The sequence below is a fragment of the Pseudomonas sp. P1_A1 genome, assembly GCF_056406935.1.
Genome location: NZ_JBFTZE010000009.1, coordinates 60,086 through 80,908, shown reverse-complemented (window position 1 = coordinate 80,908; position 20,823 = coordinate 60,086). Strand labels below are relative to the sequence as shown.

At 58.6% G+C, this 20,823-nt stretch carries 20 protein-coding genes and 1 other RNA gene; 12 read left to right on the top strand and 9 right to left on the bottom strand.

What is annotated here, in order from left to right; translation table 11 throughout:
* Positions 1–133: 133 nt before the first annotated feature.
* The gene (gene recN / locus AC1D2Q_RS15340; protein WP_477813728.1) at positions 134–1,807 is read left to right on the top strand and encodes a DNA repair protein RecN; all 1,674 of its coding nucleotides are present in this window, start codon (positions 134–136) and stop codon (positions 1,805–1,807) included.
* A 75-nt stretch (positions 1,808–1,882) separates the two neighbouring features.
* Here the strand turns inward: recN and fur are convergent, their stop codons facing one another.
* A complete protein-coding gene (gene fur, locus AC1D2Q_RS15335) occupies positions 1,883–2,287 on the bottom strand; it encodes a ferric iron uptake transcriptional regulator (RefSeq protein ID WP_003197684.1) in 405 nt (134 codons plus the stop codon).
* A gap of 97 nt (positions 2,288–2,384) precedes the next feature.
* On the opposite strand from fur, the gene AC1D2Q_RS15330 reads away from it, so the two are divergent.
* Positions 2,385–2,912, top strand: coding sequence for an outer membrane protein assembly factor BamE (locus tag AC1D2Q_RS15330; protein ID WP_018929473.1), 528 nt, complete (start codon positions 2,385–2,387; stop codon positions 2,910–2,912).
* Between the two features lie 61 nt (positions 2,913–2,973).
* Here AC1D2Q_RS15330 and AC1D2Q_RS15325 read toward each other — a convergent pair whose 3' ends face one another.
* The 3 genes from AC1D2Q_RS15325 to AC1D2Q_RS15315 are packed head-to-tail and all read right to left on the bottom strand — an operon-like array spanning position 2,974 to position 5,126.
* On the bottom strand, positions 2,974–3,288 hold the full coding sequence (locus AC1D2Q_RS15325) for an RnfH family protein (protein WP_477813727.1): 315 nt from the start codon (positions 3,286–3,288) through the stop codon (positions 2,974–2,976).
* Positions 3,281–3,715: a type II toxin-antitoxin system RatA family toxin gene (locus AC1D2Q_RS15320; protein WP_477813726.1), complete on the bottom strand. Its 435-nt coding sequence runs from the start codon at positions 3,713–3,715 to the stop codon at positions 3,281–3,283. Before AC1D2Q_RS15320 ends, AC1D2Q_RS15325 begins: the two co-directional genes overlap by 8 nt.
* A gap of 7 nt (positions 3,716–3,722) precedes the next feature.
* Positions 3,723–5,126 (bottom strand): sodium-dependent transporter, encoded by a 1,404-nt coding sequence (locus tag AC1D2Q_RS15315; RefSeq protein WP_477813725.1) that lies wholly within the window; start codon positions 5,124–5,126, stop codon positions 3,723–3,725.
* Positions 5,127–5,244: 118 nt separating this feature from the next.
* Here AC1D2Q_RS15315 and smpB point away from each other — a divergent pair, with 118 nt between their 5' ends.
* Complete coding sequence (smpB, locus tag AC1D2Q_RS15310) at positions 5,245–5,727, top strand: SsrA-binding protein SmpB (RefSeq protein WP_008029800.1); 483 nt, start codon at positions 5,245–5,247, stop codon at positions 5,725–5,727.
* Positions 5,728–5,846: 119 nt separating this feature from the next.
* On the opposite strand, the gene AC1D2Q_RS15305 is transcribed toward smpB, so the two are convergent.
* Complete coding sequence (locus AC1D2Q_RS15305) at positions 5,847–6,614, bottom strand: GntR family transcriptional regulator (protein WP_428633458.1); 768 nt, start codon at positions 6,612–6,614, stop codon at positions 5,847–5,849.
* Positions 6,615–6,876: 262 nt separating this feature from the next.
* Here AC1D2Q_RS15305 and AC1D2Q_RS15300 point away from each other — a divergent pair, with 262 nt between their 5' ends.
* From AC1D2Q_RS15300 to AC1D2Q_RS15260, 9 genes are all read left to right on the top strand, one after another.
* Positions 6,877–8,568 (top strand): lactate permease LctP family transporter, encoded by a 1,692-nt coding sequence (locus tag AC1D2Q_RS15300; RefSeq protein WP_428633456.1) that lies wholly within the window; start codon positions 6,877–6,879, stop codon positions 8,566–8,568.
* Between the two features lie 151 nt (positions 8,569–8,719).
* Positions 8,720–9,544 carry a (Fe-S)-binding protein gene (locus tag AC1D2Q_RS15295; protein ID WP_477813724.1) on the top strand — a complete coding sequence of 275 codons (825 nt, stop codon included), beginning with the start codon at positions 8,720–8,722 and terminating at the stop codon, positions 9,542–9,544.
* Entirely contained in the window at positions 9,541–10,995 is a 1,455-nt protein-coding gene (locus tag AC1D2Q_RS15290; RefSeq protein ID WP_477813723.1) for a LutB/LldF family L-lactate oxidation iron-sulfur protein, read from the top strand. Before AC1D2Q_RS15295 ends, AC1D2Q_RS15290 begins: the two co-directional genes overlap by 4 nt.
* Entirely contained in the window at positions 10,995–11,666 is a 672-nt protein-coding gene (locus AC1D2Q_RS15285) for a LutC/YkgG family protein (RefSeq protein WP_477813722.1), read from the top strand. Before AC1D2Q_RS15290 ends, AC1D2Q_RS15285 begins: the two co-directional genes overlap by 1 nt.
* Positions 11,663–14,473, top strand: a complete 2,811-nt coding sequence (locus AC1D2Q_RS15280) for an FAD-binding and (Fe-S)-binding domain-containing protein (protein ID WP_477813721.1) — start codon at positions 11,663–11,665, stop codon at positions 14,471–14,473. The genes AC1D2Q_RS15285 and AC1D2Q_RS15280 overlap by 4 nt, the downstream gene beginning before the upstream one ends.
* 128 nt (positions 14,474–14,601) lie before the next feature.
* Positions 14,602–14,874 carry a hypothetical protein gene (locus AC1D2Q_RS15275; RefSeq protein ID WP_111454478.1) on the top strand — a complete coding sequence of 91 codons (273 nt, stop codon included), beginning with the start codon at positions 14,602–14,604 and terminating at the stop codon, positions 14,872–14,874.
* Positions 14,875–15,181: 307 nt separating this feature from the next.
* Positions 15,182–15,457, top strand: a complete 276-nt coding sequence (locus AC1D2Q_RS15270; RefSeq protein WP_019582464.1) for a hypothetical protein — start codon at positions 15,182–15,184, stop codon at positions 15,455–15,457.
* A gap of 97 nt (positions 15,458–15,554) precedes the next feature.
* Positions 15,555–15,952: a transfer-messenger RNA gene (gene ssrA / locus AC1D2Q_RS15265) on the top strand.
* A gap of 185 nt (positions 15,953–16,137) precedes the next feature.
* A complete protein-coding gene (locus tag AC1D2Q_RS15260) occupies positions 16,138–17,394 on the top strand; it encodes an integrase domain-containing protein (RefSeq protein ID WP_014719966.1) in 1,257 nt (418 codons plus the stop codon).
* 166 nt (positions 17,395–17,560) lie between these two features.
* Here the strand turns inward: AC1D2Q_RS15260 and AC1D2Q_RS15255 are convergent, their stop codons facing one another.
* From AC1D2Q_RS15255 to AC1D2Q_RS15240, 4 genes are read right to left on the bottom strand one after another with little or no spacing between them, the layout of a single operon-like run.
* Positions 17,561–17,830 (bottom strand): hypothetical protein, encoded by a 270-nt coding sequence (locus tag AC1D2Q_RS15255; protein ID WP_477813720.1) that lies wholly within the window; start codon positions 17,828–17,830, stop codon positions 17,561–17,563.
* Entirely contained in the window at positions 17,827–18,807 is a 981-nt protein-coding gene (locus AC1D2Q_RS15250) for an integrase domain-containing protein (RefSeq protein WP_477813831.1), read from the bottom strand. Before AC1D2Q_RS15250 ends, AC1D2Q_RS15255 begins: the two co-directional genes overlap by 4 nt.
* Complete coding sequence (locus AC1D2Q_RS15245; RefSeq protein WP_477813719.1) at positions 18,791–19,153, bottom strand: hypothetical protein; 363 nt, start codon at positions 19,151–19,153, stop codon at positions 18,791–18,793. The genes AC1D2Q_RS15250 and AC1D2Q_RS15245 overlap by 17 nt, the downstream gene beginning before the upstream one ends.
* The gene (locus AC1D2Q_RS15240; protein WP_477813718.1) at positions 19,146–20,546 is read right to left on the bottom strand and encodes a YfjI family protein; all 1,401 of its coding nucleotides are present in this window, start codon (positions 20,544–20,546) and stop codon (positions 19,146–19,148) included. Before AC1D2Q_RS15240 ends, AC1D2Q_RS15245 begins: the two co-directional genes overlap by 8 nt.
* Positions 20,547–20,823 lie beyond the last annotated feature (277 nt).

The window sequence follows — 20,823 nt, the reverse complement described above, 5'->3', positions numbered from 1 at the left end:
AACAGCTGCATTTTCATTCCCAAGCGCACTAAATATTTCTTTCGATCAAGCAAATCGACCTAAGCAGGGGCATTGTCAGCCAGAAACAAAACACTGTATAAATAACCAGACCTAAAGCCTGGGAGCGGCCTTTATGCTGGTGCACCTGTCCGTACATAACTACGCCATCGTTGAACATCTCGATCTCGAACTCGATCGCGGGATGAGCGTGATCACAGGGGAAACCGGCGCCGGCAAGTCGATCATGCTCGACGCCCTCGGTCTGACCCTGGGTGATCGCGCCGACAGCRGCGTAGTCCGCCCGGGGGCCGACAAGGCCGACATCCTGGCCACCTTCGACCTGATCGACATCCCTGAAGCCAGCGCCTGGCTGGCCGAACGCGACCTCGAGAACGACGGCCCGTGCATTCTGCGCCGAGTGATCACCGCTGAAGGGCGTTCGCGCGGCTATATCAATGGCACCCCCTGCCCTCTCGGCGACCTGAAGGCCCTGGGCGAGTTGCTGATCGATATCCACAGCCAGCACGAACACCAATCCCTGCTCAAAACCGATACCCATCGCCGCCTGCTCGACGAGTACGCCGGCGCCACGGACCTTGCCCGTCAGGTGCAACTGGCCGCCCAACGCTGGCGCCAGACCCGTCAGGAGCTGGAACGCCTCTCCAACTCCGGCGACGAACAGCGCGCTCGTCATCAGTTGCTCAGCTATCAACTCGAAGAACTGGAAAACCTCGGCCTCGGCGAAAGCGAGCTGGAGCAACTGGAACAGGAACACAAGAACCTGACCAACGCGGAAACCCTGCTGGGCATTTGTCGGCAAGTGGTCGAACAATGCAGCGAAAGTGATTCCGGCAATGTATTGAACGCACTGACCGCCAGCCTCAATCGCCTATCGAGCGTGAACAATTCGATCGGCGCCCTGGGTGAAGCCAGCAACCTGCTGACCAGCGCGCAGATTCAGGTTGAAGAAGCCGTGGGCGAATTGAACCGTTTTCTCGACAATTTCGACGCTGACCCGGCACGCCTTCAATACCTGGAAGAACGCCTCGATGCGATCTACACCCTGGCGCGCAAACACCGCATCCAGCCGACCGAGGTCGCCGAGATGCAACAGAAGCTACTCGACGAAATCGAAACCCTGAATGCCAACGATGAATCCATCGAACGACTGGGCGATGAGCTGGCCTCCTACGCCCGTCATTATCAGGAGAAGGCTCAGGAATTGAGTGACCTGCGCCATCAAGCGTCGAGCAGCCTGGCCAGCGCCGTGGAACAGGAGATCCAGCGCCTGGGCATGCCCGGTGGCCGCTTCACCATCGAGCTGCGCCCCAACAGCAGCGACGAACTGCTGCCCAACGGGCTCGAACAAGTGGAACTGCTGGTGAGCGCCAACCCAGGGCAACCGTTGAAAGCCCTGGCAAAAGTGGCATCGGGTGGCGAACTATCGCGCATCAGCCTGGCGATTCAGGTGATCACCGCACAGACCTCCCGTGTACCGACGCTGGTGTTCGACGAAGTGGACGTAGGCATTGGCGGCCCGACCGCCGAGATTGTCGGCCAGTTGCTGCGACGCCTCGGGGAGCGCGGGCAGGTTCTGACCGTGACGCACTTGCCGCAAGTGGCGGCGCAGGGGCATCAACATCTATTTGTGCACAAGGTCCGCGGTGAAGATGCCACGCATACGGCCGTGTCCAAGCTGAGCAAGAATGATCGTGTCGAAGAAGTGGCACGGATGCTCGGCGGCATCGACCTCACCAAGGAGTCCCTGGCTCACGCGAAGAAAATGGTTGTTACCGCGAAAATCTAAGAAGGGCAGAAAGCACGAAGGCGACCCTGAGGTCGCCTTCGTTCGTTTCGCGAACCTGAAGTTCGCGCGACATGCTTACTTTTTCTTGCGCACGTACAGTACAAGATTGTGATCGACCATCTCGAAGCCATACTTGTCGACGATTGCTTTCTGCAGCCGCTCGATTTCTTCGTCGAAGAATTCGATCACTTCACTGGTCTCGACGTTGACCATATGGTCGTGATGCTTGCCGTCGTCCAGTTCGAAGACCGCATGGCCTCCGTCGAAGTTGTGCCGCACCACAAGGCCAGCTGCCTCGAACTGGGTCAGAACACGGTAAACCGTGGCCAGACCGACGTCCTCACCAGCCTCCATCAGTGCTTTGTAGACGTCCTCGGCACTCATGTGGCGTTGCTCGGCGGAATCGAGCATTTGCAGAATTTTGACCCGTGGAAGGGTCACTTTGAGGCCGGCTTTGCGTAGTTCGCTATTTTCAACCATGGTCAGCTTTCTCGCGATGCTGCTTCGCAGCTTCTCTTAATGCGGGTATGATCGGCGTTTACGTTGTCCCAGCCAAGATAGTGGAAGTCGCCCACCGATGCAAAACACCAAGCTCTTGCTAACCAGTTTCACCTTTGTGGGACTGCTCGCACTCGCCGGTTGTTCATTCCCCGGGGTTTACAAAATCGACATCCAGCAGGGCAATGTCGTCACGCAGGACATGATAGACCAGTTGCGCCCGGGAATGACCCGTCGGCAAGTACGGTTTATCATGGGCAACCCTCTGTTGACCGACACGTTCCATGCCGATCGCTGGGATTACCTGTATAGCCTGCAACCCGGTGGCGGTGAACGCCAACAGGAACGCATTAGCGTTATCTTCAACCCAAATGACCAACTTGTCAGCCTCTCTGGCGATTTCATGCCGGGCGTGAGCCGCGACGAGGCCATTCTCGGCAAGGACAGCGGCACTACCGTGACCGCGCCGGCAGGAAACGCCGAGAAGCCGAAGCCAGAAAAACCGGTCAAGCCAGGCTCGTTGCTGGACCAGATCCAGAAGGACGTGGACAACGTAGAAACTGTCCCGGTCCCGACTCCAGAACCGCTGGAAACCTCGCCGCAATAATTTGCGACGCAATAAAAACCCCGGCATGTCCGGGGTTTTTATTGTCTGGCGTTTAATCGAATCACTGATTCCGGGCTTTGGCCTCGGCCGCTTTGGCTGCACGCAACCGCCGAACTTCTTTTGGATCGGCGAGCAACGGCCGGTAAATCTCGATGCGATCGCCTGCCTGAACCTGGCGAATGGCCGGATCAGCGATCACTTTGCCAAAAATCCCGACCGGACAACTGGCCAGATCCAGTTCCGGGAATTCGCCATTCAGGCCCGATTTGAACAACGCATCCCGCACCGTCGCGCCCACCGGCACCGTTACGCTCAGCAGCACCTGACGATCAACGGCGGCATACACCACCTCGACCTTGATCACGGCCTCAACCATGCATTTGCTTCGCGCGCTGGCAGAATGCGTCCATCAACGTATTCGCCGCCTGATTAAACAAAGGCCCCAACGTCGCACGCACCAGCGGCCCGGAGTAGTCGAACGACAGGTCCAGACTGATCTTGCAGGCCTTCTCGCCCAACGGTTTGAACACCCAGACGCCGTGCAACTGGCTGAACGGACCTTCCTCGAGGTTCATTTCGATCGAACGCCCGGGCACCAAGGTATTACGCGTTACGAAATGCTGACTAAGCCCACCCTTGGCCACGCCGACGCTGGCGCGCATGAACTCAGGAGAGCTTTCCAGAATTTCGGTCGATGAGCACCACGGCAGGAATTCCGGATAGCGGGCCACGTCGTTGACCAGGTCGTAAAGCGCTTGCGCCGAATAGGGCAGCAGGGCCGAACGTTGAATGTGTGTCGTCATGTCAGCGTTACTTCCACAGCTGGGCGGCAAACACTACAAGAATGCCGATGGGCGCCACATAGCGCATCAAAAACAGGGACAGGGCGAACAATACCGGGCTACGGATCGACAACTCGTCGCGCACCGCTTCACGCCCCATCACCCAGCCCGCAAACACCACGAAGCACAAACCACCGAGTGGCAACATGATCCGCGAGGTGAAGAAGTCGATCACACCAAAGAAGTCCAGGCCACCGGCTGCCCCCCATTGGTAGAGATGGAACACCCCGCCTTCGTTCACGAAAAACTTGGCTTCCTTCCAGATATTGAAAGAAAACACGGTACCCAGGCCGACGAACCAGCAGGTGAATGCCAGCCAGAAGGTGACCCAGGCGCGGCTGATTTTCGTGCGCTCAACCAGGTAAGCCACCATCGGTTCGAGCAGGGAAATCGCCGAACTCCAGGCCGCAATCGCCACGAGTACGAAGAACACTACGCCCATCAACTGGCCGAACGCTACGTTACCGAAGGCGAATGGCAGGCTGACGAACATCAGGCCTGGGCCTTCGCTCGGGTTCAGGCCGGCAGCGAACACAATCGGAAACAATGCCAGACCGGCCAACAGCGAAACGAAGGTGTCGAGCAACGCCACACCGACGACTGTTCCGGAAATCGACGAGTGCTTCGGCATGTAGGCGCCGTAGATCATGATCGAACCAACACCCACGCTCAGAGAGAAGAACGCGTGCCCCATGGCCGGCAGCAAGCCATCAAGCACCTTGTCCGGGTGGAAGTCGAACATGAAATGCACGCCCTCCATGAAGTGGCCGGTGGTCATGCTGTAACCCAGCAGGACAATCACCATCACGAACAGCAACGGCATCATGATCCGCAGGCTGCGCTCCAGCCCGGCGACCACACCCTTGGCGATCACCACTGCCGACAGCAGCATGAAAATCGTGTGCCAAAGTGTCAGGCGCCATGGATCGGCGATCACATTACCGAAGTATGCGCCGACCTGATCAGCCGTCACGCCCCGAAAGTCGCCACGGCCCATGTCGATGATGTAATCCAGCGACCAACCGCCAACCACACTATAGAAAGACAGAATCAGCAACGCTGTGATCATCCCGGCAAATGCGCCCCAGGACCACTTCGCCGAATGCCCCGCTTCCAGCGCCAGAACCTTCAAGGCGTTGGCCGGACTCTGCCGCGCGCGCCGGCCGATCAGGGTTTCGGCCAGCATGACGGGCATACCGATCAGCGCGATACAGGCCAGGAACATCAGCACGAAGGCCCCGCCGCCATAGACGCCAACCATATAAGGGAATTTCCAGATACTCCCCAAACCCACGGCCGAACCGGTCGCGGCGAGTATGAAGACCCAGCGGCTAGCCCAACTGCCGTGGACAGAAACCTTGTCTGTCGACATCGTTATCACGCCCAAGCGTTCAAAAAAGAGGCCGCATTGTCCGGGATTCAATCAACCTGCTCAAGCACGTAGCGTCACCGTAGCCGACTCGCGCGCAACTCCCTATAATGCCGCCCCTATGGCTAAACAGAAGAAACACCCAACAGGGACCATCGCGCAAAATAAAAAGGCGCGACACGATTACTTCATCGAACATCGGTTCGAGGCTGGTCTGGTCCTGGCCGGCTGGGAAGTAAAAAGTCTGCGGGCAAGCAAGCTGCAACTGGTTGACAGTTACGTACTGCTCAAAGATGGCGAAGCCTGGCTGCTCGGCAGCCACATCACGCCTCTGACGACGGCCAGCACCCACGTTATCGCTGATCCGACCCGCACCCGAAAATTGCTGCTCAATCGGCGCGAGCTGGAGAAGCTGGCCGCTGCCGTTCAGCAAAAAGGTTACGCCTGCGTATGCCTGTCCTGGTACTGGAGCAAGCACATGGTCAAGTGCGAGATTGCTCTGGGCAAGGGCAAGAAGGAATACGACAAGCGTGATACCGAACGCGAACGCGACGCCGGCCGTGAATTGCAGCGTGCGGTGCGGAACAAGGGCAAGGAAGAATAATTTTCCTGCTTGAGTTTTGTGGTGCTTGTAAAAAGATCGCAGCCTTCGGCAGCTCCTACAGGGAAACGCGAATCCCTGTGTAGGAGCTGCCGCAGGCTGCGATCTTTTGCTTTGGGAAGTTACATCCCCTTGCGTCGCTCCGCCCGAGCCATGCGCTGCACTTCCTGACGCACCTCTTCCAGCACTTCCTGCACATACAAAATGTGCCGACTGGACACTTCTCGCGCCTCTTCCGCCCGCCCCTCAATAATCGCCAGGTACAACTCCCGGTGCTGCGCAATCAGCATGTCACGGGTTTCGACGCGCTGTTTGTACATGCCGCCAATGTTGGTCACCACGTTGCGCTTGAGCAGGTCGAACAGCCCACGAATGGTGTGCAGCAACACTGCGTTATGACTGGCTTCGGCGATCGCCAAGTGAAAATTCGCATCCGCCGCGCCCTCTTCCGCCCGACTCACTTCATCGTGGCGCGAATAGCAGTCCTGCAACTCGTCGAACGCCGCCGTCAACCGCTCACGATCCACATCGGTGGCGCGCAGTGCCGCGTAGTAAGCGCAGGATGCTTCCAGGGTATGGCGAAACTCCAGCAAATCGCGCTGGGCCTCGGGGTTGCTTTCCAGCAGGTGCAGCAGTGGATCGCTGAACGTCGAGCCCAGAGATTCCACCACATAGTTGCCGCCCCCCTGACGACTGACCAGCAGCCCTTTGGCCACCAGTTTCTGAATCGCCTCACGCAACGAAGGGCGTGACACGCCGAACTGCTCGGCCAACGCACGCTCTGCCGGCAGGCGTTCGCCAGCCTTCAAGGTGCCCTCGAGAATCATCCCCTCGAGTTGCTCGACAATATCGTCAGACAAACGGCGTTGCCGAATCTGATCAAACCCCATCACTCATTTCTCCACGATCCCGGCGGCTCGCCGGGCTCTCTATTCTGGCCTATCGGCGCTGCGCCAGCACCTACCAGACGACGCTTGATCGAACAGATCAGATGCGTTCTGCACCGCTCATTCGACAAAAGTTTTAGGGCGGCAAATTGACACACCGCCTCCAAGGCTTTTACCCTAGCCAACAGCGATTGTAAATTGGTATTACCAATTATCCAAGAACGCTGACCAGTGCCTGACCAACAACAATTAGGGGCCACCCCATATGCAAACCTGGCAACAGCTCTACAGCCCGCTCGGCAGTCTCGGCGTGTCCGCACTCGCGGCCGTCATTCCCATCGTATTTTTCTTCCTGGCTTTGGCCGTGTTCCGCCTCAAAGGCCATGTGGCCGGCAGCATCACCCTGGCGTTGTCGATTGCCGTGGCAATCTTCGCTTTCCAGATGCCGGTCGATATGGCTTTCGCCGCCGCTGGATATGGCTTTGCCTACGGGCTGTGGCCGATTGCGTGGATCATCGTGGCAGCGGTGTTCCTCTACAAACTGACGGTCAAGAGTGGCCAGTTCGAAGTGATCCGCAGCTCGGTGCTGTCGATTACCGACGACCAGCGCCTGCAAGTGCTGCTGATCGGCTTCTGCTTCGGCGCGTTCCTGGAAGGTGCCGCCGGTTTCGGCGCACCAGTAGCGATTACCGCCGCACTACTGGTTGGACTGGGCTTCAACCCGCTGTACGCCGCCGGTCTGTGCCTGATCGCCAATACCGCGCCGGTGGCTTTTGGCGCATTAGGGATTCCGATCATCGTCGCAGGGCAAGTCACCGGCATCGACGCCTTCAAGATTGGCGCCATGACCGGTCGCCAGCTGCCATTGCTGTCGCTGTTCGTGCCGTTCTGGCTGGTGTTCATGATGGACGGCCTGCGCGGCGTTCGGGAAACCTGGCCAGCTGCGCTGGTGGCCGGTTTGAGTTTTGCCATCACCCAATACTTCACCTCGAACTTCATTGGCCCGGAACTGCCGGACATCACCTCGGCGCTGGTCAGCCTGATTTCCCTGACGCTGTTCCTGAAAATCTGGCAGCCAAAACGCGCTGCGGGCGCACACATCGTCGGCGCCGTCTCGGCTTCCGTGGTCGCCAGCACCGGTGGTTTCGGCCAACCGCGCACCACCGTGGCTTCGCCTTACAGCCTTGGGGAGATTTTCAAAGCCTGGTCGCCGTTCCTGATCCTCACTGTACTGGTCACCATCTGGACGCTGAAACCGTTCAAGGCGATGTTTGCCGCCGGCGGCTCGATGTATGGCTGGGTGTTCAACTTCGCGATCCCGCACCTGGATCAAATGGTGATCAAGGTCGCGCCGATCGTTACCACCCCGACAGCGATTCCGGCGGTATTCAAACTCGATCCGGTTTCCGCGACCGGCACGGCGATTTTCTTCTCCGCGCTGATCTCGATGCTGGTGCTGAAGGTCGACATTAAAACTGGTCTTACCACTTTGAAAGAGACGTTCTACGAACTGCGCTGGCCGATTTTGTCCATCGGCATGGTGCTGGCCTTCGCCTTCGTCACCAACTACTCGGGCATGTCGTCGACCATGGCTCTGGTGTTGGCTGCCACCGGTGCGGCGTTCCCGTTTTTCTCGCCATTCCTCGGTTGGCTCGGCGTGTTCCTGACCGGCTCCGATACCTCGTCCAACGCGCTGTTCAGTTCACTGCAAGCCACCACCGCGCACCAGATCGGCGTCAACGACACCCTGTTGGTGGCGGCGAACACCAGCGGCGGGGTGACCGGCAAAATGATCTCGCCGCAATCGATCGCCGTGGCCTGCGCCGCGACCGGGCTGGTGGGCAAAGAATCGGATCTGTTCCGCTTCACCCTCAAGCACAGCCTATTCTTTGCAACGATCGTCGGCCTGATCACCTTGGCCCAGGCTTACTGGTTCACCGGCATGCTGGTGCACTAAGCACTACACGCCACACGGAAAAAACCGACGCTGGGTTACGCCCCCGGCGTCAGCTATTCACAACCGGGTCTGCAAGGCTGCTGAAAGCTTCTCTCTCTATATTCAGCAGCCTCAGCGGACGGATAACCGGGACCACCCGGAGACACGCCTGATGAGCGAGCTTTTTTACAACGCTGTGCCGAACGCGACCCGCGTCGCCCCGCCACTGCCCGAACCTCGGCAATACCCCAGCGAAAAACCGTCACGGGTGTACCTGTTCGGGACCTGCGTGGTGGATCTGTTCTACCCCGAAGCCGGGATGGACGCGATCCACCTGCTGGAACGCGAGGGCATTCGTGTCGAATACCCTCAAGGGCAGAGCTGCTGCGGGCAACCGGCCTACACCTCGGGTTACACCGAACAGGCCCGGACCGTGGCGCGCTCGCAACTGGCGTTGTTTACCGGGGATTATCCGGTGGTGGTGCCGTCGGGTTCTTGCGCGGGCATGTTGCGCGAACACTATGCCGACCTGTTCAAGGACGAGCCGCAAACGCTGAAACAGGTTCAGGCCCTCGCGGCACGGACTTACGAACTCGCCGAGTTCCTGCTGTTTGTCTGCAAGGTGCAGCTCAAGGACAGCGGCGAACCGGTGAAAGTGGCGTTGCACACGTCGTGCTCGGCACGCCGTGAAATGAACACCCACCTGCATGGCCGTGAGTTGTTGGCGCAGCTGAGCAACGTGGAGCGAGTCGACCACAGCCACGAAAGTGAATGCTGTGGCTTTGGTGGGACTTTCAGCGTCCGTATGCCGGATATTTCCGGTGCGATGGTGGCTGACAAGACCCGTGCGTTGAAGGAATCTGGCGCGCACAAGGTACTCAGTGCCGACTGCGGCTGCCTGATGAACATCAATGGCTCGTTGGAGAAACAGCAGGAAGCGTTGCGCGGTCAGCATCTGGCCAGCTTCCTTTGGCAGCGAACCGGAGGTGCCCGATGAGCAGCTCCACGATTATTCCTACGGTTGCCGTAGAAGAAGATTTTCGCAGCCGGGCTCACAAGGCTTTGGCTGACACACAACTGCGAAACAACTTTCGCAGCGCGATGGATTCACTGATGAGCAAACGGGCAGCGTCTTTCAGCGATGCCCACGAAAGAGAACATTTGCGAGCGCTGGGCAATGCCGTCCGCGCCCGTGCGTTATCCAAGTTGCCCGACCTGCTCGAGCAGCTTGAACAGAACCTGACCCGCAACGGTGTGACAGTGCACTGGGCGGAAACGGTGGACGAAGCCAATGGCATCGTCTTATCGATCATCCGCGCTCACGAGGGGCGGCAAGTGATCAAGGGCAAATCGATGGTCAGCGAAGAGATGGAGATGAACCATGTCCTCGAAGCTCAAGGCATTGAATGCCTGGAATCGGACATGGGGGAATACATCGTCCAGCTCGACCACGAGAAGCCTTCACACATCATTATGCCGGCGATCCACAAGAATGCCGGTCAGGTCGCGTCCTTGTTCCACGACAAACTTGGCGTGGAGTACACCAAGGACGTTGACCAACTCATTCAGATCGGTCGCAAAGTCTTGCGGCAGAAATTCTTCGAAGCCGACATTGGCGTCTCCGGCGTCAACTTCGCCGTGGCCGAAACCGGCACCTTGCTGCTGGTGGAAAACGAAGGCAACGGGCGGATGACCACCACGGTGCCGCCGGTGCACATCGCCGTCACCGGCATCGAAAAAGTCGTGGAAAACCTGCGCGACGTGGTCCCGCTCTTGTCGCTGCTGACCCGCTCGGCCCTGGGCATCCCGATCACCACCTACGTCAACATGATCTCCGGCCCGCGCAAGGAACATGAACTCGACGGCCCACAGGAAGTGCACCTGGTACTGCTGGACAACGGTCGCAGCCAGGCATTTGCCGACAGCGAATTACGCCAGACCCTGAACTGCATCCGCTGCGGCGCCTGTATGAATCATTGCCCGGTCTACACCCGAATCGGCGGTCATGCCTACGGCGAGGTTTACCCTGGGCCTATCGGAAAAATCATCACCCCGCACATGGTCGGCCTGGCGAAAGTCCCCGACCACCCGAGTGCGTCGTCATTGTGCGGCGCTTGCGGTGAAGTCTGCCCGGTAAAAATTCCGATCCCTGCATTGCTGCGTCGCCTGCGGGAAGAGAACGTCAAAGCGCCGGACAGCCCGCATCAAGTGATGCGCGGTCAGGGCAGCAAGTATTCGCGCAAAGAACGATTTATCTGGAACGCCTGGGCCAGACTCAACAGTTCGCCAACGCTTTATCGCCTGTTCAGCTTCTTCGCCACTCGCCTGCGAGCGCTGACACCGAGCAACGTCGGCCCATGGACCCAGAACCACAGCGCACCGAAACCCGCGGCCCGCTCACTGCATGACATGGCCCGCGAGCATCTGGCCAAACAAGGGGACCGTTGATGAGCGCCAAACAAAATATCCTCGCCAAGTTGCGCAACAGTCTGACGGGCACCACGCCGGTGGTTGACAACTTCGATGTCGAACTGGTGACCGAGCCCTACACCTACACGCCGGAACAACGCATCTCGCAACTGCGCAAACTGATGGAAGCGGTGCACACCGAAATCCATCTGACATCCAGAGAAGGCTGGCCCGAATTACTCGCGCAACTGCTGCGGGATCGCCAGCTGCCGAGCCTGCTGATTGCGCCGACCACGCCTCACGGGCAACGCATCACTGAGCACTGGGCGAAAAGTCCTGGCCTGCCTGCGCTCAAAGCCTACAACCGCCCGGTCGAGGAATGGAAAGCCGAGTTGTTCAACGACACCCCGGCCAGCCTGACCACCACCCTCGGTGCGATCGCCGCGACCGGTAGCCTGATTCTCTGGCCGACGCGGGAAGAACCGCGCTTGATGAGCCTGGTGCCGCCGGTGCATTTCGCCCTGCTCAAGGCCAGTGAAATCCGCGACAACTTCTATCAGGTGCAACAGGAATTCGAATGGGCCCAAGGCATGCCGACCAACGCCTTGCTGGTGTCCGGCCCATCGAAGACTGCCGACATCGAGCAAGTGCTGGCCTACGGCGCCCACGGTCCGAAAGACCTGGTGGTGCTGATCCTGGAGGACCAATGAGTCTACCGGCGGCTTTTCTGCGAGATGCGCAGCAACTGATTCCTGAAGCACGACGTTTCGACGACCCGCTGTCGACCCTGGCCTTCGGTACCGACGCCAGTTTCTACCGGCTGATTCCAAAACTGGTGATCCGCGTCGAGTCCGAAGACGAAGTGGTGGCGCTGCTCAAACTGGCGCAGCGGGACAACGTCCCGGTGACCTTCCGCGCCGCCGGCACCAGCCTGTCTGGCCAGGCCATCAGTGACTCGGTGCTGATCGTGCTGGGGGATAACTGGAACGGTCGCGAGATCCGTGCCCAGGGTACGCAAATCCGTCTGCAACCGGGCGTGATCGGCGCCCAGGCCAATGCTTGGCTGGCACCGTTCGGACGCAAGATCGGTCCGGATCCGGCGTCGATCAATGCCTGCAAAATCGGCGGCATCGTCGCCAACAATGCCAGCGGCATGTGCTGCGGCACAGCGCAAAATACCTATCACACCCTGGCCGGCATTCGTCTGGTGCTGGCCGATGGCAGCCGACTCGATACCGAAGACGCCAGCAGTGTTGCGGCGTTCCGAAAGAGTCACGCCGAATTGCTGGAGCGCCTGGCGACACTGGGCCGCGAGACCCGCGCCAATGCCGAACTGGCTGCGAAAATTCGCCACAAATACCGTCTGAAGAATACCACCGGGCTGTCACTCAATGCCCTGGTGGATTTCGACGAGCCTGTGGATATCTTGAGCCACTTGCTGGTGGGTTCCGAAGGCACGCTCGGGTTCATCAGCGCGGTGACCTACGACACAGTGATTGATCATCCGAACAAGGCGTCGGCGCTGATCGTGTTCCCGGATGTGGAAACCTGCTGTAACGCGGTGACCGTGCTGAAAAGCCAACCGGTGTCGGCCGTGGAACTGCTGGACCGTCGCAGCCTGCGCTCGGTGCAGGACAAGCCCGGCATGCCGGCTTTTGTACAACAACTGTCGGCAAACGCCTGCGCCCTGCTGATCGAATCCCGCGCTGCCTCTTCCACTTTGCTGCAGGAACAACTGGCGCAGATCATGGCGTCGCTGACCGACTTCCCAGTGGAAAAACAAGTCGACTTCACCGAAGACCCTGTGGAAAACGCCCGGCTCTGGGCGATCCGCAAGGACACCTTCCCCGCCGTCGGCGCGGTGCGCAAAACCGGCACCAYGGTGATCATCGAAGACGTGACCTTCCCGGTGGAACAACTGGCCATCGGCGTGAATCGCCTGATCGAGCTGTTCGACAAACATCACTACGACGAAGCGATCCTTTTCGGACACGCTCTGGAAGGCAATCTGCACTTCGTCTTCACCCAAGGCTTCAACAGCGCGGAAGAAGTCGCACGCTACCAGGCATTCATGGACGACGTGGCGCAGTTGGTGGCCGTGGAATTCGGCGGTTCGCTGAAGGCCGAACACGGCACCGGTCGCAACATGGCGCCCTTCGTCGAACTGGAATGGGGCAGCGACGCCTACCAGTTGATGTGGCAGCTCAAACGCCTGCTCGACCCCAACGGCATTCTCAACCCGGACGTGGTGCTCAGCGACGATCCGCAGATTCACCTCAAACACTTGAAGCCGTTGCCGGCCGCCGACGAGATTGTGGATAAGTGCATCGAGTGCGGTTTCTGCGAACCGGTGTGTCCGTCGAAAGGCCTGACCTTGAGCCCACGCCAGCGCATCGTGATCTGGCGCGACATCCAGGCGAAGAAACACGCCGGCATAGACACCGCCGAACTGGAGCAAGCCTACGAATACCAGGGCATCGATACATGCGCCGCCACGGGCCTGTGTGCACAACGTTGCCCTGTAGGCATCAACACCGGCGAGCTGGTGAAAAAGCTCCGTGGCCGTAACGCGACCCATACGAAAACCGCCAACTGGATTGAAGGCAATTTCGCCACTGCGTTGCAAGGCGCGCGCTTCACCCTACACGTGGCCAACGGTGCGCGGATGCTGCTGGGGGCGCCACGTTTGGCGAAGCTATCGGCAAGGTTGACGCGTTTATCCAAAGGCCAGGTTCCGCAATGGACCAACGCCATGCCACAGCCGGAAAAGGCCATTCGCTTCAGCCCAAACGTGTCGGACGAACGTCCTCGGGTGGTGTATCTCGCGGCCTGCGTGTCGCGGGTCATGGGCCCGGCGGCGGGTGATAAAGAGCAAATGTCGCTGTACGACAAAACCCGTGGCCTGCTGGAAAAAGCCGGTTATCAGGTCATCTTTCCAGACAATCAGGACAACCTCTGCTGCGGTCAGCCATTCGCCTCCAAGGGCTACGCCGAACAGGCCGAACACAAACGCCAGGAACTGATCGGCGCACTGCTGCACGCCAGCCGCGGCGGGCTCGACCCAATCTACTGCGATACCAGCCCCTGCACCTTGCGATTGGTTCAAGACCTGAGCGACGTGCGACTGGACCTGTATGACCCGGTGCGATTCATCCGCACTCACTTGATGGATCGTCTCGACTTTACCCCTCAGGAAGCACCGATCGCAGTGCACGTGACGTGCAGTACCCAGCATCTTGGCGAGAGCCAGGCGTTGATCGATCTGGCGCGCAAATGCAGTAAAAACGTGGTCATTCCGGAAGGCATTCACTGCTGCGGTTTCGCTGGCGACAAGGGCTTTACCACGCCGGAACTGAACGCGCATTCGTTACGCACGCTCAAGGACGCAGTACAGCAATGCAGCGAAGGGATTTCCACCAGCCGCACTTGTGAGATCGGTCTGACGCAACACGGTGGAATCGACTACCACGGGCTGGTCTATCTGGTGGATCGGGTCACTCAGGCCAGGGCAACCTGAAGAAAAATAGAACCCTGACGTACTGCCACAGTCCACCGATCAAGTCCCGCAGCGCGGGACTTCCCCTCAAATTGGCAGCCCGTCCTGATGGCCAGCGATGCCTGGACCCTCAGTTCAAGGAGATACTCATGAAACGCTCTGTACTGTTAGGTCTGTTCGTTACTGCCTCAATGCTGGCCTCCCCCTCGTTTGCGGTCGAAGACCTCTGTGCGGTCAACTTGAAAACCATCGAAAATGCCAAGGCACAGACTCCTCCAGAGATGACTGATCAGGTAATGGAAAGCGTCACGAAAGCCAAAGCCGATCAGGCAAAAGGCACCAAGGAAGGGACTGATGATTGCATAGCCGAGACTGAACAAACTATCCAGCAACTCAAGAACGCTAACAAAGGCGGGAAGTAATCCAGCACAAGGCCAACCTTCGGGTTGGCCTTGTGAGCCATGTAAACCCTAAGCTTGCGGAGCATCAGGCAGACTCACGACTGCTTCGCAGCCTGACGCAGCCCTCGCGAGCTCGGCAGCTGCAACAGATTGCATGCGGTCTTAACTGACCGGCATCAGGCGCTTCTTGTCCCTTTTTCGCACCCGCCTCCCGGAAAAATCTTTCACCCCATCGCCAGCAAAAACAGAACCCTTGCACGCCTTCACAGTCCATTTGTTAAGCCCCAATCAGCGTGGCCCATCCCCACCCCCGTTCCAGGAGATACCCATGAAGCGTTCCGCCCTGGCTGGACTGCTCATCGCTGCAACAATGCTGGCCTCCTCCGCATACGCCTCAAACGATAGCGATCAATGCGTAATGAAGCTCCAAGAGGTCAACAGCAAGCTGTCCAGCGCAGCCACGCTGGACGCCGCCACCAAAGGTGTCGTCGTCACCAAAGCCGAACAAGCCAAGGCCGCCCACGCCTCCAACAACGACAGAGAGTGTGTTTCCCTGGCGCAGCAAGCGCTTCAGGACATTCAAAGCCACATGAATAGCCATTAGGGCCAGGCCAGATAACATGCAGGTAAGGACAGAAGGTCGACTCGCCGCGCGTATTGGCGTACACTTCGCTTACCTGCTGGTTACACACAGCAGGTTCGGGGCCGCTTTGGATTCGACGCCGGTTGCGAAACTTTAGGTGCATGCCGACTTGGTAACAGAAGTCGTAAATCCACTGTTGCAACTACTTATAGTTGCCAATGACGAAACCTACGGCCAGGAATTCTCTCTCGCTGCGTAAGCAGCCTTAGATCCTGAGCTTCTGGTACCTTCGGGTCCAGCAATCATCAGGGGATGTCTGTAAACCCAAAGTGATTGTCATATAGAACAGAATCGCCGTGCAGTACGTTGTGGACGAAGCGGCTAAAACTTACACAACTCGCCCAAAGCACCCTGCCCGTCGGGTCGCTGAGGGTTAACTTAATAGACACGGCTACGCATGTAGTACCGACAGCGGAGTACTGGCGGACGGGGGTTCAATTCCCCCCGGCTCCACCACTTCATCATCTAAAGACGTCCACGGACGTCTTTTTTTGTGCCTGAAATCCAGTAAATACAGGGGTTTCAGCGCTTATGGGAGCTTTGGAGAGTTTCTGAGTTCCAGCCGCTTTGGTATCCCAGGTGGTATCCCGGACTGCCAAATGCTATTTTCAGGATACCAAAACGGTGCTGGAGGTAGCCCCATGCCTACTAACGCAACCCGCCTCTCCGATCGCCAGCTCAAGGCAGTCAAGGCAACTGGTAAAGATTTCGTCCTCAGCGACGGCGATGGCTTACAGCTTCGAGTCCGCGCGAGCGGCTCAATGATGTGGAATTTCAATTACCGCGAGCCCCTGACCAGAAGCCGTATCAACATGGCGCTTGGTCCATACCCCGACCTTTCGCTAGCCAACGCCCGAAAGAAAGCCGCAGAGGCGCGTGAGCTGCTCGCTTTAGGCACTGATCCCAAAACCCAGCGTGATGAGGTAAGGCAAGCCAAACTTGCTGAGACTGAACACACTTTCGAGAAGGTGGCCACCGCCTGGTTCGAGCTGAAAAAAGACTCCGTAACCAAAGCCTACGCCGAAGACATTTGGAGATCGCTGACACTCCATGTTTTCCCAAGCATGAAAACCACGCCGCTCTCTCAAATCACTGCTCCGATGGTTATCAAGATCCTTCGCCCGATCGAGGCCAAAGGGAGCCTCGAAACCGTGAAACGATTGAGTCAACGACTCAACGAGATCATGACCTATGGGGTCAACTCCGGGCTGATATTTGCGAACCCGCTCAATGGAATTCGGGCGGTGTTCAAGAAACCCAAGAAAGAGAACATGGCTGCGCTACCACCTGAGGAGCTTCCCGAGCTCATGATGGAAATCGCGAATGCCAGCATCAAACGCACGACCCGCTGCCTGATCGAATGGCAGTTGCACACGATGACCCGCCCTGCCGAAGCAGCCACCACACGATGGGCAGATATCGACTTCGACAAGCGCATTTGGACCATTCCGCCAGAGCGCATGAAAAAGCGTCGCCCGCACACAATCCCCCTTACCGATCAGGCACTTTCGTTACTGGAGACGCTCAAGCAACTCAGTGGTAACAGAGAGTACGTGTTCCCCTCAGATAGAAATCCCCGCACCCATGCCAATAGCCAGACCGCCAACATGGCGTTGAAGCGCATGGGCTTTCAGGACCGTCTAGTCAGCCACGGCTTGCGCTCGATGGCGAGCACAATCCTGAATGAGCATGGTTGGGATCCGGAACTGATCGAGGTCGCGCTGGCGCACGTCGACAAGGACGAAGTTCGTAGCGCCTACAACAGGACGGACTACATCGAACGCCGGCGTCCGATGATGGCGTGGTGGAGTGAACATATCCAGAAGGCGGCCACCGGCAGCCTGTCGGCATCGGCCATCAATCAAACCAGGGACCGCAATGTCGTACCAATTCGCTGAGCATCCAAAAGGTACGCGACACCGGCTACGATCCGTGTCGTGTAGCAGAGCGAAAGGAGTAACGACAGTCGCTAGATCTCTGGTATGCCTGCGCCTCTTCAGCCAAGCCCCTGATTATGGGAAGGCTCCGCATTCCCATAATCAGGGGCTCACGCTTAAAGGTCTATCAAGCAACCACGACTTTTGCCTTTCTGCGGCGGATCAACCCTGCTGTTAAGTCGTAGTAGTAGACGGTAGCTGGAGCTGAGCATCGCAGGTGGTGCTCCAGAAACCATCTCACGTGCTTTTCTCTCCAGGACCAGGGAGTCGCGCAACCCCAACGCTCACGAATCACCTCGTGCATCCTTTCTGCTTGCCGAATGTGCCGTTGCCGCGTGGCATGTGCACCTTTGAGCACGGGGCGCAGAAACAACGCTATGTCGAACTCGGACGTCATCGCCGACCTCCGATGTAGGCACTCACCACATCGATGCGGTTATGTCCCAATTCGTGGCTGATCTGCTGTCGTGCACGCTGAGCAAGCTCTCGATCTTCTCGATGAACACGACCGCCATTGACGGGTGTATTCAAGCCAGTCAGTTGCTCATAACGCTCACAGGCGTAAGCCGCCCGCAGCTCATGAAAGCCTCTCAATCCATGCTCATGCAAGATGTCCCGTGCCGGTCGCACAACTGACTGCATAAACTCTTTGTAGCTCTCGTTGGGGGCCAACAGGTTCCGACTGCTACTGGGTGAAGCCTCCCAGGCCCTATCCAAGGCGCCACGGATTTGATCAGTGACCGCGATCCAACGCGGCGCTGATGAGCCTGACCGACCACCTTTGGTTCCATCCTGGATGTTGATCTTGCCCAGTTGCCGAGCCTCACGTTGCAGTCGGGGCAGATCCGCCAGGATCGCCTCACGCAAGCGCATACCAGTATCCCGGGCCAGATGCACAATTGCGGCCACACGTTGCTGACCTCGCTCTGACAGTGCCCGTGCGATCAACTCGACCTGCACACGGTCTTGGCCTTGCGGAGCCTCACTACGCACGCTTGAGCGCTGCAAGCCCAGCGCCTTGCTCGGACTGGGGATTTTGACGTACTGATCACCGCGCAGCGCGGCCATCGTTCGGTTGACGCTGGACAGGCGGTTCTGCGCGGTGGCGATGCCGACGTTGCCCTGATCAACCTGCTCCCGCATGTGAGTGGCGTACCGCATGAGGATCTCGCGGTCGATCTGTCGCGCGTCATTGAGCCTCGGGCCTTCCTCGGAACGACACCAACGCACAAAGGCCTGCCAGCGATCGCTATGGGCTTTGACGGTAGCAAAATGGCCGTCGCCAAATAGATTTTTCAAGGCTTGCGGTCCGGCATAGCTGAGCTGGCGACCGAAACCGAAATTGCGCCCAGATCGCTTACCAACCCGAGCCATTTTTCTGTTCCTGATCGACTGCAGCGAGATCATGCAAAAGGGCTCGCCAGTGCGCGCTCACGATGGGGATCTGAGCCCAATCAGTCGGGCGAAAACACAGCGTGTTGTCGGCGACGTAGAGATGTGCGCCCTCCTCTTTCAACCACTGAATGATGGCGGTCGTCGAGGTGATAGTTTTACGGACGGTGGCGACATCGGCGACATCGGCGACAGCGGCGACAACCCTTGCCCTGCCTGGCTTTGAGTGTGGCGACAAAGCGGCGACAGTAGCGGCGACAAATCGCGCTTTCGGCCCCTTTTGGCGCTGAGCCAGATGGTTGCGTAGCGCTTCATCAAGATTAAACATGGCGCACCTCGAAGGTGTGGCCGTCGGTGATCAACCACTGATGATCAAGCAACTCGACTAAAAGCTTGGTGGCATGGCGACTGCTCTTACGAGCAAAGCGGGGCCCGTTGCGGTTCAGGTCTCGAATACTAAAGCGCTTCCAATCTTTGACCTGCAGCCAGCGCAACAGCCGGTCCGCCTCCTCCTTAACTCGACACACTGGCTCCTGCTCAGTCAGACGCTGGATCTCGGTGAGGTAGTAGCCAACTAAGGCCGAGGCCCGTTGGATATGGTCGACCTCCACGACGCTGCTCTCCTCCACAACTGCAAGAATGCCGGCGACGCGCAGCAGGTTATCGGCGGCCTTTGATCCGCTGGGCCGTACGCTGGCCAACTCGCCAAACTCACCCAGCTGAGCTTCGATAGCATCATGCAAATCAATCCAGCGACGACGCGCCAGCGGACTGAGGCTCAGCTTTGACAGCTGCAAGGCACCGTCAGCGGAAAGTGACCAAGGCTGATAAAACAGAGCCGAAAGGCGGTGATGATAGCGCTTGAGGGCGGCGTCTTTGGACAAGTCGACAGCCTGGTAGCTACGTTGCCCGGCTAGACTGGTGGGCCAGGTCATCAGGCAGCGGCCGAGAATGCCTTGCCCTTGCAGCAACGGGTCACTGAGTAACTGCATGGCTAAATATGGTTGCAGCATCAGATGCAGGCTCAAGCGCCGGTCGTAGGCTCGCAAGCTTTCACCAACCATGGAGCGCGCGCGATCTATCGGGCTACCGTCCCAGAGTGACGACAAGGTTGTGACCGCCTTCAAACGGTTATCCCGACTCATGGTGCTGCTACCGAGGAATTGTCCGCCCTCGTCACAGAACAGGCCCATGCTCGGCAAGTCATGACAGAGCCCCTTGATCAGGGCCTCGATAGTCGGGTCTGTGGTTATCAGCCTAGGGGCTGAGGGCTCTGCTTCGAGCGACACCCCGTTCGCGGACTCAGGGTCGGGAGGATTGATACGCTGCGCCTGTCGCTGCTCGACACGATACCGGGCGAGTTGTTCGCGGTAGCGCTGCCACTGTTCACGCTCCCATTGCCGTGCTGGCAGCAATGCACATCGATCTGCCGCCGTTTTACGATCTCCTGACGCGGCCACCGTAATCAGGTACAGCGACAGCGGATAATTTCTCCCGTCGAGCTGTAAACCCGAATGTCCTTGAGTGGCCAGCGCCGAGGCAGCCAACACCGATTGCGCGGCCAGTGCTTGGGGCACGCCGATGACCTCGGCCATGCGCTCAACCGCAGGCCCAAGAATCCCACCCAGAGCCTGCACCGGATAAGGCTGGGCCTCGGGATTCGACTCAATCAGCGGTCGAGGTGGTTGTGGTAGTTCAAGCTTCGGATCTAACTGCTGCATGGGCCCTCTCCTCGTTCATTGCTGGTTGTCCTCACGTAGTCCCGCCACGGCTGTTGAGTGTTATCAGGGATCTAGGCCCCTGCGGCCTGTGAGGTGTTCACTGACGCGGAACGAACGGCTCCTTACGACCGGGAGCAAGGGCATGAACCCATGACCTGACCTCCTTTACGTATCCGAAGATACGGGCGGGTGGAGGCGATGCCGACTGACGAGCTCGGCACCTAGAGATCCTGGATGGGAGAAGGCAAAGACCTAGGCACCAGGTGCATGTCTGACT